The organism is Klebsiella sp. PL-2018, from assembly GCF_019048985.1.
Taxonomy (GTDB): Bacteria; Pseudomonadota; Gammaproteobacteria; order Enterobacterales; family Enterobacteriaceae; genus Klebsiella; species Klebsiella michiganensis.
In genome coordinates, this window is sequence record NZ_CP077673.1 from 4,334,488 (window position 1) to 4,347,916 (window position 13,429).

12 protein-coding genes and 1 pseudogene are annotated in these 13,429 nt (G+C 55.9%); 3 read left to right on the plus strand and 10 right to left on the minus strand.

Translation table 11 applies throughout. The features are described from left to right. Positions 1 to 70: 70 nt before the first annotated feature. Both guaA and guaB read right to left on the minus strand, forming a co-directional pair. The gene (guaA, locus tag MKleb_RS20275) at positions 71 to 1,648 is read right to left on the minus strand and encodes a glutamine-hydrolyzing GMP synthase (RefSeq protein ID WP_004853173.1); all 1,578 of its coding nucleotides are present in this window, start codon (positions 1,646 to 1,648) and stop codon (positions 71 to 73) included. A gap of 68 nt (positions 1,649 to 1,716) precedes the next feature. After that, positions 1,717 to 3,183 (minus strand): IMP dehydrogenase, encoded by a 1,467-nt coding sequence (guaB, locus tag MKleb_RS20280; RefSeq protein ID WP_014230355.1) that lies wholly within the window; start codon positions 3,181 to 3,183, stop codon positions 1,717 to 1,719. Positions 3,184 to 3,341: 158 nt separating this feature from the next. On the opposite strand from guaB, the pseudogene xseA reads away from it, so the two are divergent. The 3 genes and pseudogenes from xseA to MKleb_RS20295 all read left to right on the plus strand — a co-directional run. Beyond that, positions 3,342 to 4,728 (plus strand): annotated as a pseudogene (gene xseA, locus MKleb_RS20285) (exodeoxyribonuclease VII large subunit); the annotation flags it as partial. Between the two features lie 68 nt (positions 4,729 to 4,796). Then, positions 4,797 to 5,825: a M4 family metallopeptidase gene (locus MKleb_RS20290; RefSeq protein ID WP_217076161.1), complete on the plus strand. Its 1,029-nt coding sequence runs from the start codon at positions 4,797 to 4,799 to the stop codon at positions 5,823 to 5,825. Beyond that, complete coding sequence (locus MKleb_RS20295; RefSeq protein ID WP_009654386.1) at positions 5,822 to 6,166, plus strand: protealysin inhibitor emfourin; 345 nt, start codon at positions 5,822 to 5,824, stop codon at positions 6,164 to 6,166. Before MKleb_RS20290 ends, MKleb_RS20295 begins: the two co-directional genes overlap by 4 nt. Here the strand turns inward: MKleb_RS20295 and MKleb_RS20300 are convergent. The 8 genes from MKleb_RS20300 to ispG form a co-directional block, all read right to left on the minus strand. Beyond that, positions 6,163 to 6,378, minus strand: coding sequence for a zinc ribbon domain-containing protein (locus MKleb_RS20300; protein ID WP_004853184.1), 216 nt, complete (start codon positions 6,376 to 6,378; stop codon positions 6,163 to 6,165). The two genes, MKleb_RS20295 and MKleb_RS20300, sit on opposite strands and share 4 nt — an antisense overlap. Before the next feature lie 119 nt (positions 6,379 to 6,497). Continuing rightward, positions 6,498 to 6,890: a cell envelope integrity TolA C-terminal domain-containing protein gene (locus MKleb_RS20305; RefSeq protein ID WP_014839197.1), complete on the minus strand. Its 393-nt coding sequence runs from the start codon at positions 6,888 to 6,890 to the stop codon at positions 6,498 to 6,500. Between the two features lie 58 nt (positions 6,891 to 6,948). Continuing rightward, entirely contained in the window at positions 6,949 to 7,326 is a 378-nt protein-coding gene (locus tag MKleb_RS20310; RefSeq protein ID WP_025106606.1) for a TonB family protein, read from the minus strand. A gap of 158 nt (positions 7,327 to 7,484) precedes the next feature. Further along, positions 7,485 to 8,963 carry a ribosome biogenesis GTPase Der gene (gene der, locus MKleb_RS20315; RefSeq protein ID WP_014230361.1) on the minus strand — a complete coding sequence of 493 codons (1,479 nt, stop codon included), beginning with the start codon at positions 8,961 to 8,963 and terminating at the stop codon, positions 7,485 to 7,487. Positions 8,964 to 9,078: 115 nt separating this feature from the next. Further along, the gene (gene bamB / locus MKleb_RS20320) at positions 9,079 to 10,257 is read right to left on the minus strand and encodes an outer membrane protein assembly factor BamB (protein WP_004104478.1); all 1,179 of its coding nucleotides are present in this window, start codon (positions 10,255 to 10,257) and stop codon (positions 9,079 to 9,081) included. Positions 10,258 to 10,267: 10 nt separating this feature from the next. Further along, complete coding sequence (locus MKleb_RS20325) at positions 10,268 to 10,888, minus strand: YfgM family protein (RefSeq protein WP_025106605.1); 621 nt, start codon at positions 10,886 to 10,888, stop codon at positions 10,268 to 10,270. 34 nt (positions 10,889 to 10,922) lie between these two features. Further along, positions 10,923 to 12,197: a histidine--tRNA ligase gene (gene hisS / locus MKleb_RS20330; RefSeq protein ID WP_025106604.1), complete on the minus strand. Its 1,275-nt coding sequence runs from the start codon at positions 12,195 to 12,197 to the stop codon at positions 10,923 to 10,925. A 91-nt stretch (positions 12,198 to 12,288) separates the two neighbouring features. Then, positions 12,289 to 13,410 carry a flavodoxin-dependent (E)-4-hydroxy-3-methylbut-2-enyl-diphosphate synthase gene (gene ispG, locus MKleb_RS20335; RefSeq protein ID WP_004104485.1) on the minus strand — a complete coding sequence of 374 codons (1,122 nt, stop codon included), beginning with the start codon at positions 13,408 to 13,410 and terminating at the stop codon, positions 12,289 to 12,291. Positions 13,411 to 13,429 lie beyond the last annotated feature (19 nt).

The window sequence follows — 13,429 nt, forward strand, 5'->3', positions numbered from 1 at the left end:
GAAAAATGCCATTAATGACGTCAATCATTAATGGCATTATTTTTTATTCAATTAACGCAAAGAATAAAGTTTATTCCCACTCAATGGTCGCCGGCGGCTTACCGCTGATGTCGTACACCACGCGGGAAATACCGTTGACTTCATTGATGATACGGTTGGATACGCGGCCGAGGAAATCGTACGGCAGATGCGCCCAGTGAGCGGTCATAAAGTCGATGGTTTCAACCGCACGCAGGGAAACAACCCAGTCGTACTTACGGCCATCGCCCATGACGCCGACGGAACGGACCGGCAGGAACACGGTGAACGCCTGGCTCACTTTGTTGTACAGGTCGGCTTTGTGCAGCTCTTCAATGAAGATTGCGTCCGCGCGGCGCAGCAGGTCGCAGTACTCTTTCTTCACTTCACCCAGCACGCGCACGCCCAGACCCGGCCCCGGGAACGGGTGGCGGTACAGCATATCGTACGGCAGACCCAGTTCGAGGCCAATCTTACGCACTTCATCTTTGAACAGCTCGCGCAGCGGTTCAACGAGGCCCATCTTCATCTCTTTCGGCAGGCCGCCCACGTTGTGGTGAGATTTGATGACGTGCGCTTTACCGGTTGCGGAAGCCGCGGACTCGATGACGTCAGGGTAGATGGTCCCTTGCGCCAGCCATTTTACGTCTTCCAGCTTCAGCGCTTCTTCGTCAAACACTTCAACGAACACGCGGCCGATGATTTTACGCTTCGCTTCCGGATCGTTTTCGCCCGCCAGCGCAGCCAGGAAACGCGCCTCGCCTTCGACGTGAACGATGTTCAGGCCGAAGCGATCGCCAAACATATCCATAACCTGCTGGGCTTCATTCAGACGCAGCAGACCGTTATCCACAAAGACGCAGGTCAGGTTTTTACCGATGGCGCGGTGCAGCAGCATGGCGGTCACGGAGGAATCCACGCCGCCGGACAGGCCGAGGATCACTTTATCGTCGCCAACCTGCTGACGAATGCGCTCGATGGCATCGTCGATAATTTTGGCCGGGGTCCACAGCGCTTCACACTGGCAGATATCGCGTACGAAACGCTCCAGCATGCGCAGACCCTGACGGGTATGTGTGACTTCCGGGTGGAACTGTACGCCGTAGAAGCGCTTCTCTTCGTTAGCCATAATGGCGAACGGGCAGGTTTCGGTGCTGGCAACGGTGACGAAGTCAGACGGGATGGCGGTGACTTTGTCGCCGTGGCTCATCCAGACGTCCAGCATCGGCTTACCATCCGCGCTCAGCGCATCTTCGATACCGTGAATCAGGGCGCTATCGGTCTGCACTTCAACCTGCGCATAGCCAAACTCACGTTCATTAGAGGCTTCAACGTGGCCACCCAGCTGCATCGCCATGGTCTGCATGCCGTAGCATACGCCGAATACCGGCACGCCGGCTTCAAAGACATACTGCGGCGCGCGCGGGCTGTTATCTTCGGTGGTGCTTTCCGGACCGCCGGAAAGAATAATGCCGTTAGGATTAAACTCACGAATTTGAGCTTCAGTCACGTCCCATGCCCACAGTTCACAGTAGACACCTAATTCACGAACGCGACGCGCAACCAGCTGGGTGTACTGAGAACCGAAGTCCAGGATAAGAATACGATGTTTATGAATGTTATCCGTCATTGACGATAATTCCGAGGCAAGTGATACAGGTTAAATAAATCGCCCGGCGCGTGGCCGGGCGATGAAAATCAGGAGCCCATGCGGTAGTTCGGGGATTCCTTGGTGATAGTCACGTCGTGAACGTGGCTCTCCTGGATACCCGCGCCGCTGATGCGCACGAATTCCGCTTTGGTCCGCAGGGTGTCGATGGTACCACAACCGGTCAGGCCCATACAGGAGCGCAGGCCGCCCATCTGCTGGTGAATGATCTCTTTCAGGCGGCCTTTATAGGCGACGCGGCCTTCGATACCTTCCGGTACCAGTTTGTCGGCGGCGTTATCGGTCTGGAAGTAGCGATCGGAGGAACCTTTAGACATCGCGCCAAGGGAACCCATACCACGGTAAGATTTGTACGAACGGCCCTGATAGAGTTCGATTTCACCCGGGGACTCTTCGGTACCGGCCAGCATTGAGCCAACCATGACGGCGGCTGCGCCTGCGGCAATCGCTTTCGCGATATCGCCGGAGAAACGAATACCGCCGTCGGCGATAACCGGGATACCGGTGCCTTCCAGCGCTTCAACCGCGTCAGAAACGGCGGTGATCTGCGGAACGCCCACGCCGGTCACGATACGAGTCGTACAGATGGAGCCAGGACCGATACCCACTTTCACCGCGCTGCAGCCGGCTTCCGCCAGCGCACGTGCGCCCGCGCCGGTCGCCACGTTGCCGCCGATGATTTGCAGGTCAGGATATTTCGCACGGGTATCGCGGATACGCTGCAATACGCCTTCAGAGTGGCCGTGAGAGGAGTCGATCAGCAGAATATCTACGCCCGCGGCAACCAGCGCATCCACGCGCTCTTCGTTACCGGCGCCCGCACCCACCGCCGCACCGACGCGCAGGCGACCCTGCTCATCTTTACAGGCGTTTGGTTTACGCTCCGCTTTCTGGAAATCTTTAACAGTGATCATGCCGAGAAGATGGAAGCTGTCATCAACAACCAGCGCTTTCTCAACGCGTTTTTCATGCATTTTGGCAAAAACCACTTCGCGGCTTTCGCCTTCGCGAACGGTCACCAGACGCTCTTTCGGCGTCATATAAACGCTCACCGGCTGATTCAGGTCGGTGACGAAACGCACGTCGCGACCGGTGATGATGCCGACCAGCTCGTTGTCTTCGGTCACCACCGGATAGCCAGCAAAACCGTTGCGTTCAGTCAGCTCTTTCACTTCGCGCAGAGTGGTGGTCGGCAGGACGGTCTGCGGGTCGGTAACCACGCCGGACTCATGCTTCTTCACGCGCTTAACTTCTTCCGCCTGGCGCTCGATGGACATGTTTTTATGAATAAAGCCGATGCCGCCTTCCTGTGCCAGGGCAATTGCCAGACGCGCTTCCGTCACGGTATCCATTGCAGCAGAGAGCATTGGAATATTCAGACGAATGGTTTTCGTCAGCTGAGTGCTGAGATCGGCGGTATTTGGCAGAACGGTTGAATGAGCGGGAACGAGGAGGACGTCGTCAAACGTCAGGGCTTCTTTAGCGATACGTAGCATGGGCAATATCTCGACCAGGGTGGATAAATATTGCCGTGGCATTATACAGAGCGTAACCGATTGCATCTACCCTTTTTTGCAAATAATACTTGCGATCCCCTCCCAGCAGGTTACTATCGACTGAATAACCTGCTGATTTAGAATTTGATCTTGCTCACATGTTGCCATCTCAATCCCCCTCAATTTACACGGTTAGCCGCCTCAATCAGTCGGTTCGACTGCTGCTCGAACGTGAAATGGGTCAGGTATGGATCAGCGGCGAGATTTCCAATTTCAGCCAGCCCGCTTCCGGCCACTGGTACTTCACCCTAAAAGACGATAACGCCCAGGTGCGCTGCGCGATGTTCCGCAACAGCAACCGCCGCGTGACGTTCCGTCCGCAGCACGGGCAGCAGGTGCTGGTCCGCGCTAATATCACGCTGTACGAGCCGCGCGGCGATTATCAGATCATCGTGGAAAGCATGCAGCCTGCGGGCGAAGGTCTGCTTCAGCAGAAGTATGAACAGCTCAAGACCGCGCTGGCGGCGGAAGGCTTGTTCGATCAGCAGCATAAAAAAACGCTCCCCTCTCCCGCGCACTGCGTTGGCGTCATCACCTCAAAAACCGGTGCTGCGCTGCACGATATTTTACACGTGCTCAAGCGCCGCGATCCTTCCCTGCCGGTGATTATTTACCCGACCGCCGTCCAGGGGGAAGATGCGCCGGGGCAGATCGTTCGCGCGATTGAGCTGGCCAACGCGCGCCAGGAGTGCGACGTGCTGATTGTCGGGCGCGGCGGCGGTTCGCTGGAAGATTTATGGAGCTTTAACGATGAGCGAGTGGCGCGGGCGATTTTTGCCAGCCCTATTGCCATCGTCAGCGCCGTAGGCCATGAGACTGACGTCACTATCGCCGATTTTGTCGCCGACCTGCGCGCCCCGACGCCTTCCGCGGCGGCGGAAATGGTCAGCCGCAACCAGCAGGAGCTGCTGCGCCAGCTCCAGTCCGTGCAGCAGCGCCTTGAAATGGCGATGGACTACTTCCTTGCCAACCGCCATCGTCGCTTTACCCAGGTTTTTCACCGCCTGCAGCAACAGCATCCTCAGCTGCGGCTGGCCCGTCAGCAAACGGAGCTTGAAAGATTGCGTCAGCGCATGCGTTCCGCTCTTGAGACGCAAATAAAGCGCGCCGACCAGCGCCAGCAGCGCGCCGCGCAGCGCCTGAATCAACAAAACCCACAGCCGCGAATTCACCGCGCCCAGAGCCGTATTCAACAGCTGGAATACCGGCTGGCGGAAAACATCCGCGCGCGTCTTGGCGAACAACGTGAACGCTTCGGTAATATGGTCACGCACCTGGAAGCCGTCAGCCCGCTGGCGACGCTGGCCCGCGGCTATAGCGTCACTTCTGCCAGCGACGGCAAGGTGCTGAAACAAACGAAACAGGTGCGCGAGGGAGACATCCTCACTACCCGTTTGAACGATGGCTGGGTAGAGAGCGAAGTGAAGAACATCACGCCGGTGAAGAAAACCCGTTCCCGCAAAAAAGCCGGATAAGCCTGCCATTTCGACCGAGGATAACTATACTGCTGTCATGCCCTTTTTAAACGGTTCTATCCGGCTAAGGAGCGTGATATGCCAGATGCTTATCCTCGTTTTGTAATTCCGCCCTACATTTTACGCCGCATTGTCGATCGTGGTTCCCTTCAGCAGCAGCGCTGCGCGCAGAATACCCTCAGCCACGTTCAGACCCTGATGGCGCACGTTCCGGGGCGCCCTGCCGCGCCCCACGTCACCACGCCGGGCCTGCTTGAACGCGATATTTATGATGCCGGGCAGACCCAGGATCTACCGGGTACTCAGGTCCGTTTTGAGGGACAGCCCTCCAACGGCGACGTTGCCGTTGATGAAGCCTATGACTATCTCGGCATCACCCATGATTTCTTCTGGAAGAACTACCAGCGCGATTCGCTGGATAACCGCGGATTGAAGCTCACCGGCAGCGTCCACTATGGTCACGAATATCAAAACGCATTCTGGAACGGCCAACAAATGGTGTTTGGCGACGGGGATGGCGAGATTTTTAATCGTTTTACTATCGCCATTGACGTAGTGGCGCACGAACTAAGCCACGGCGTGACGGAGAGCGAAGCCGGTCTCATCTATTTCGAACAATCCGGCGCGCTGAACGAATCGCTTTCCGATGTTTTCGGTTCGCTGGTCAAACAGTATCAGCGCCAGCAGACGGCAGACAAAGCGGACTGGATCATTGGCGAGGGACTACTCGCGAAAGGCATCCACGGCAAAGGTCTGCGCTCAATGTCGCAGCCGGGTACCGCATACGATGACCCTGTCCTTGGCAAAGATCCGCAACCCGCCCATATGAAAGATTTTGTTCATACCCAGCAGGATAACGGCGGCGTGCATATCAACTCCAGCATTCCTAATCACGCCTTTTATCTCGCCGCCAGCGCCCTCGGCGGTTTTGCATGGGAGAAAGCGGGATACGCCTGGTACGACGCGGTGTGCGATCAATCTCTGGCAAAAGACGCCGATTTCTCAGCCTTTGCCAGGCTGACGATTCGCCACGGCGAGAAACGCTCTGGCAAAGAGACCGCAGAGGCGATTACTCAGGCCTGGGAGCGGGTCGGAGTGGTGCTATGAACCTTGCCGATCTTAGCGATGACGCGGTGATTGAGCTGGCGCGCGAGGGCGGCGTTGCCTGGATCCCGGCGCTCAGCGGGATGCGTAAGATCGTCGTGGCGAAGCTCAACGAGCAACAGAAGCAGCGGATTGCGACGATTCTCCAACAGTCGCTACCGCTGGGCAAGCCGCCGGGCCAGCCCGACTCGCCTGGACGGGGCGACCAGCGTTTTTTTCGCATCCAGATCGTCAGCGAGCAGCACTACCACAGCCTGATTATTCTCATTCCGGAGGATCGTGCGCCAGATTCACTGGTTGAACTCTGGCGCGACGGCGAAGGCTGCGTCAGCGATAAAGATTAAATCGGCACAAACTCGACGCGTTTTTTCGAAATCAGCCCGTGGCCATTCTGGCAAAAATAATCCACCGCGCCGCAGGCTTTTAACACCTCCAGCGGCTTGTGGCAGTCCGGGCAGCGGGCTTCGACAACATACTCTTTCGCACAACGCTCGCAGCGGGCGCTATTGCCCTGCACAGCAAGCTGCGCATGGCACACGGGGCAATCAAATTCCATGGTGACTCCTGACGACGGGTATATCGCTTTATTTTATCACGGTTGCACAATCTGTGGCTGCTGCCAGTCATTATCCTTCAGCAGGTTACTCGCCCCCAGGCGGTCCGCCACCTTTAATTTTATTCACCCTGCATACTGAATCGGGACTGAGCAAAAGCATCATAGACCTGCTTATCGGTAAACGGCGGAAAAGTGGCCCGTTTAGCGGCATCAACCAGCGCGGCGCAATAGGCTTTATGACCTTCACTCGTTGTCACGCTATTCAGTTTCCCCTCATCGCTAAATCTCAGATGTATTGTGCATTTTTTTCCCGTCCAGCCGTAGCGATTGGATAACCGGGAATCAATAGACTCTTTTATCGCTCTCGCCTGTTTGCCATATTTATCGTCATCGCTGAAGCGTCCGGAGCTACAGCTCCCAAGCGCTGATGTTTTATGACAGTCAGAAGGATGAAACGGCGTACAGCTGCTGGCTAAAATAACCAAACCGACCATCACTATTGTTTTTTTCATATCCCTGCCCCCATCGTTTGACACGATTCTCCCTACGCTCATTTACCTGCGTTCTACTTTAGCGAAAAGGAACGCCGCTGCTTTGAATACTGCCGGGCTGGTTTGGCGCTGGCACCTCTACGCAAGGCGGCCCCGGCTTGAAATGAATGGTAATGATGTTATTGCTGGAAGGCTTCCCTTTGATGTATCGCCATTTTTCCATTGCGGCCCTGACTTCATTATCAAACATTCCGGAAGGATCTGAGCTTAATAACCGAACGTGAGTCACCCTCCCATTCTCATCAACGTCAAATTGCGCTTTAACCTGACCCGGTATCCCTTTTTTTTCGGCTTTCGCGGGATAAGCAGGCTTAACGCGCGGTTCAATCGGTTGTGATTCAGCGGCACAGGCTATGGGAATAAGAAACAGCATCAGGAGAGTTAAAAGGCTTTTCATTCTGACCTCATTGTCACAAAAATATTTATCCTCCCTGGTTTTTCTCACATTTATAACCCGGCCTCAAGCGAGTTTATTATTATTCTGCGCATGTACAATGGCGATAATAAAAAAGCCCGGCGGATGCGGGCTTTAGGTTTTTGATGCTGGCGGATAGCTTATTTGCTTTTCTTGATGTGCTTAATCAAGCGTTTACGCTTACGCATCTGGTTCGGCGTCAGGGTATTGCGTTTGTTGGCAAACGGGTTTTCCCCTTCCTTGAACTGAATACGAATCGGCGTGCCCATCACTTCCAGCGATTTACGGAAGTAGTTCATCAGGTAGCGTTTATAAGAATCCGGCAGATCTTTAACCTGGTTACCGTGAATAACCACGATCGGCGGGTTATAACCACCGGCGTGGGCATATTTCAGCTTCACGCGACGGCCGCGCACCAGCGGCGGCTGATGGTCTTCAGCAGCCATGGTCATGATGCGGGTCAGCATAGCGGTACCCACGCGACGGGTTGCGCTGTCGTACGCCTCGCGCACGGATTCAAACAGATTGCCTACGCCGCTGCCGTGCAGCGCGGAGATAAAGTGCACGCGGGCAAAGTCGATAAAGCCCAGACGGAAGTCGAGGGTCTCTTTCACCTGCTCTTTTACTTCCTGGCTCAGGCCGTCCCATTTATTGACGACAATCACCAGCGAACGACCGCTGTTGAGGATAAAGCCCAGCAGGGAGAGATCCTGATCGGAAATCCCTTCGCGCGCATCAATCACCAGCAGCACCACGTTGGCGTCTTCAATCGCCTGCAGCGTTTTGATCACCGAGAATTTTTCGACGACATCGGTAATTTTGCCGCGCTTGCGCACGCCTGCGGTATCGATAAGGACGTATTCACGCTCATCGCGCTGCATCGGGATGTAGATGCTGTCGCGAGTGGTTCCCGGCATATCGTAAACCACCACACGATCTTCACCCAGGATACGGTTGGTGAGCGTTGATTTACCCACGTTCGGGCGGCCCACAATCGCCAGCTTAATCGGCAGATCCTGCGGGTTAAAATCATCTTCCGGCTCTTCAAGCGCTTCGCCGTTCTGCTCGGCTTCGAACTGCGCCCAGTATGCCGCGTCTTCGTCCACTTCTTCCGGCGGGTTCACCTCGTCAACCCACGGCAGCAGCACGTGCTCGAGCAGGCTGGTGACGCCGCGGCCATGGGAAGCGGCGATAGGATAAATCTCGCCTAACCCCAGCGACCAAAAATCGGCAATCGCCTGATCGGCATCGATACCGTCAGTTTTGTTTGCCACCAGGAAAGTCGGTTTCTCACGGGAGCGCAGATGTTTCGCAATTGCCGAATCCGCCGGCATCAGGCCCGCACGCGCATCGACCATAAACAGCACCACGTCCGCTTCTTCAATCGCCAGCAGCGACTGTTCCGCCATTCGCGTTTCTACGCCATCTTCGGTACCGTCGATCCCGCCGGTATCGATACAGATAAATTCGCGGCCTTCCACTTCAGCACGACCGTACTTACGGTCACGAGTCAGCCCCGGGAAATCCGCGACCAACGCATCGCGAGTGCGCGTTAAGCGGTTAAAGAGCGTGGATTTTCCAACGTTAGGGCGCCCGACAAGCGCGACCACAGGTATCATGTTAAATGCCTCATACAAAAATCGATACAACGCCCGTTTTCACGGCGTTTTTAAAAAAGCCAAAACGGCCCCTGTCTGCCAGGGGCCGTTTCTCAAAAATAGACTACCGCTGTTGTTAACGCGTAATCGCGTACAGCGTGCCGTCTTTCGCCTGAATCAGCAGTTTGCCGTCAGCAACAACCGGATCGGTCAGGAAGCCTGAGCTGTCCACCTTCTGCTGAGCCACAAAGTGACCATCTTCAGGGTTGACCCAGTGCATATAGCCTTCGCTATCGCCAACAACCAGATTGCCATTATACAGCACAGGCGCCGTCAGCAGACGGTGCAGCAGATCGCTTTGCGTCCACAGCGTCACGCCGCCGTCGGTGGTGAGCGCCAGCAGACGGTCATTCTGGTCAACCAGGTAAATACGGTTGCCGTCGACAATGAAATCGTTCACTGAACCCAGCTCGCGTTTCCACATAATCTGGCCGCTGCGCAGATCCAGCGCCGTCAGGTTGCCGTTGTACGCCAGCGCGTAAATCACGCCGTTCACGATAACCGGCGTCGTGTCGACGTCGTTAAGACGGTCGATTTCCGTCGGACCGGTCGCGGTAGAGATACGCTGCTGCCAAATCATCTGGCCCTGCTGCATCAGCACCGCGCTGACGCGACCGTTGTCGCCGCCTACAATAGCTGCGCCGTAGGCGGTAGCCGGAGCGGATTCGCCGCGCAGGGAGAGCGCTGGCATATCAAGGTTAACGGTCCATTTCACCGCGCCATCGGCTTCGTTCAGCGCCTGAAGCTGACCGTTAGTGGTATGGATCAGCACCATGCCGTCGCTGACGACCGGACGAGAAATCGCTTCACCCGCCACGCTCGCTTCCCACGCGACGGTGCCGTCGCTGGTGTTCAGCGCATAAACTTTCGCTTTTTCGCTACCGATATAAACGTGGCCGCCGGAGACGGTCACACCGCCGGAGAGCAGCGCAGGCGCGCGGGAGAACCAGCCGTCTTTCTCTGCCAGATTAACCGACCACACCTCTTTGCCGTCGCCTGAATTAAGGGCTTTAACGGTACCTTTACGATCGGCGGCGTACACGACGCCATCAGCAAAAGCCGGGTGCAGGTTAGAGTAGAATTCGCCAATACCGCCGCCAACGGAGGTGCTCCAGGAGGTGGACGGCGTAAACTGGTTTTCCACCGTCGGCAGTGGCGACATTTTCACCACATCTTCTTCGCTGTTAAACAGCGAACAGCCGCTCAATAAGGTAACGGAAAGCAGCCCTGGCAGAAGTAATTTACGCAATTGCATCGAGTCCCTCTCAGATGGACAAATTATTTATTTTCATACGCATCATTTCGCTGAGCGCCGGTGAGGCATCGCTTTTCGCGCCCGCTTCCCATGCTGCTTTCGCCCCTTGCTTATCGCCTTTGCTCAGCAGGATCTCGCCGCGCAGGTCAGCGACAATCGCGGTCCAGCCTTCGCCTTTCACGGCATCCAGGGTTTTCAGCGCGGCATCAGGCTGCTTAAGCTGCAGCTGGACGCGAGCAAGACGCATATTGATAACCGATTTCAGGTTATCATCAGAAGCGGCCGTAAGCCCCTGCTGAAGCTGCTTTTCAGCGTTCTGCAGGTCGTTTTTCTCAACAAACTGCTGCGCCAGCTCAAGAGAAGCAAACGCACCATAGGTGTTTTTGCTGTCGGCGGCAAATTTCTGCGCAGCGTTCAGCGCTTCTGGTTTATCCGATTTGAGGGCGGAAATCGCATTTTCATAAGCCAGAGACGAGCCTCTGGCGGTATCCAACTGATGGGAGGTCCAGTAGCGCCAGCCAACCAGCGCGCCAACACCCAAAATCACCCCAACGGCCAGCGCCTTGCCATTTTCAGCAAAGAAACGCTTCAGCGCGTCGACCTGATCGTTTTCGTTATTGTAAAGTTCCACGCAGTCCTTCTCCTGACTAATGATTCCCGGGAGATTAACCCAGAAGTGTGCGCAAATGCGCGGCAACGCTATCCTGCGTTACGGTAGTTTGCTCTCCTGAGCGTAAATCTTTCACTACCACGTTTCCGTCAGCGATTTCTGACTCGCCCAGCACCAGCGCAACGCGAGCGCCCCATTTATCAGCGCGCGCAAACTGCTTCTTAAAGTTGCCGCCGCCGTGGTTGGTCATCAGCTTAACGCCGGGTAACGCATCGCGTACCTGTTCAGCCAGACGCATTGCTGCGGACTGGGTGTCAGTTCCGGAGGCTACCAGGTATATATCGACAACAGGATCGGCTTTAAATTCCGGATTCACTGCCTGAACCAGTAAAACAAGACGTTCCAGCCCCATCGCAAAGCCGACGCCAGGGGTTGCGCGACCGCCAAGCTGCTCAACCAGACCATCGTAACGGCCGCCGGCGCAGACGGTGCCCTGGGAACCGAGGCTGGTGGTGACCCACTCAAACACGGTGCGGTTGTAATAGTCGAGACCGCGCACCAGACGCTGATTCACGGTATAGCGGATACCGGCATCATCCAGCAGCGCGCAAAGTCCCGCAAAATGCGCTTTGGACTCTTCATCAAGATAGTCGCCCAGCGTCGGGGCGTCGTTCAGCAGCGCCTGGACGTCCGGGTTTTTAGAATCCAGCACGCGCAGCGGGTTAGTGTACATGCGGCGTTTGCAGTCTTCGTCCAGCTTATCTTTATACTGCTCAAGATAGGCCACCAGCGCGTCGCGATAGTTAGCGCGAGCCTCCAGCGAACCGATAGAGTTCAGCTCCAGCGCAACGTGGCTGGAGATGCCCAGCTCGCGCCACCAGCGGGCGGTCAGCATAATCAGCTCGGCATCAATATCCGGCCCCTGCAGACCGAACGCTTCCGCGCCAATCTGGTGGAACTGGCGATAACGCCCTTTTTGCGGACGTTCGTGGCGGAACATCGGCCCGATATACCACAGGCGCTGTTCTTGATTGTACAGGAGACCATGTTCGATGCCGGCGCGTACGCAGCCAGCGGTACCTTCCGGACGCAGAGTCAGGCTATCGCCGTTACGGTCCTCAAAGGTGTACATCTCTTTTTCAACCACGTCGGTCACTTCGCCGATAGCGCGTTTGAATAACGGGGTCTGCTCTACAATCGGCAAACGGATTTCGCTGTAACCGTAGCTACCAAGCACCTGCTTCAGTGAGCCTTCAATGCGCTGCCAGAGAGCGGTTTCGCCCGGCAGATAATCGTTCATGCCACGGATGGCTTGAATGTTCTTTGCCACGTTTATTCTCTTTATATATACAAAAATGAACCCCGGCGCCTCGCGCCCGCAGGTTCAATCATACACGGGAAGCGTATCGCTTCCCAACACGTTATTTCGCTTCAACCTGCTGAATATCGATGCGACGCGCCTCATCAAGCATCGATGCTTTAGCGCGAATACGCGCTTCCAGCTGATCGATCATATCGTCGTTATCCAGTCTGTCTTTACGTACGCCGTCTTCGTACAGGCCGCTTTTCTTGTTGCCGCCGGTCACGCCGAGGGTGGAAACCAGCGCCTCGCCGGGACCGTTTACCACGCAGCCAATGATCGAAATATCCATCGGCGTAATGATATCTTCCAGCCGCTGCTCCAGCGCGTTAACGGTACCGATAACGTCAAACTCCTGACGTGAACATGTCGGACAGGCAATGAAGTTGATCCCGCGAGAGCGAATGCGCAGCGACTTGAGAATATCGAAGCCCACTTTGATCTCTTCAACCGGATCCGCCGCCAGAGAAACGCGCAGCGTATCGCCGATCCCTTCAGACAGCAGCAGGCCGAGGCCGATCGCGGACTTCACCGCGCCGCTGCGCGCCCCGCCCGCTTCGGTGATCCCGAGGTGCAGAGGCTGATCGATCTGTTTCGCCAGCAGGCGGTAGGATTCAACCGCCAGGAACACATCGGAAGCTTTCACGCTGACTTTAAACTGATCGAAGTTGAGACGATCGAGGTGATCGACATGGCGCATTGCCGATTCCAGCAGCGCCTGCGGGGTGGGTTCACCGTATTTTTCCTGGAGATCTTTTTCCAGAGAACCGGCGTTTACCCCGATACGGATAGGGATGTTTTTATCGCGAGCGCAGTCCACCACCATGCGGATACGCTCTTCGTTGCCGATATTGCCCGGGTTAATGCGCAGGCAATCAACGCCGTATTCCGCTACCTTCAGGGCAATGCGGTAATCGAAGTGGATATCGGCAACCAGCGGTACGCTAACCTGCTGTTTGATAAGCTTGAACGCTTCCGCCGCGTCCATCGTTGGTACCGAAACGCGCACGATATCCGCGCCAACGCGCTCAAGGGCTTTAATTTGATTTACCGTCGCCGCCACATCGGTGGTGCGCGTGTTTGTCATCGACTGTACGGCGATGGGAGCGCCATCGCCAATCGGCACATTCCCAACGTAAATTCGCTTTGATTTTCTACGTTGAATCGGAGCCTGGTTATGCATGAAAAATCTCCCGCGTTAC

Coding starts and splice junctions, on each gene's coding strand:
- guaA (WP_004853173.1), bottom strand. CDS start 1,648: ATGACGGATAACATTCATAAACATCGTATTCTTATCCTGGACTTCGGT.
- guaB (WP_014230355.1), bottom strand. CDS start 3,183: ATGCTACGTATCGCTAAAGAAGCCCTGACGTTTGACGACGTCCTCCTC.
- MKleb_RS20290 (WP_217076161.1), top strand. CDS start 4,797: ATGCCAGATGCTTATCCTCGTTTTGTAATTCCGCCCTACATTTTACGC.
- MKleb_RS20295 (WP_009654386.1), top strand. CDS start 5,822: ATGAACCTTGCCGATCTTAGCGATGACGCGGTGATTGAGCTGGCGCGC.
- MKleb_RS20300 (WP_004853184.1), bottom strand. CDS start 6,378: ATGGAATTTGATTGCCCCGTGTGCCATGCGCAGCTTGCTGTGCAGGGC.
- MKleb_RS20305 (WP_014839197.1), bottom strand. CDS start 6,890: ATGAAAAAAACAATAGTGATGGTCGGTTTGGTTATTTTAGCCAGCAGC.
- MKleb_RS20310 (WP_025106606.1), bottom strand. CDS start 7,326: ATGAAAAGCCTTTTAACTCTCCTGATGCTGTTTCTTATTCCCATAGCC.
- der (WP_014230361.1), bottom strand. CDS start 8,963: ATGATACCTGTGGTCGCGCTTGTCGGGCGCCCTAACGTTGGAAAATCC.
- bamB (WP_004104478.1), bottom strand. CDS start 10,257: ATGCAATTGCGTAAATTACTTCTGCCAGGGCTGCTTTCCGTTACCTTA.
- ispG (WP_004104485.1), bottom strand. CDS start 13,410: ATGCATAACCAGGCTCCGATTCAACGTAGAAAATCAAAGCGAATTTAC.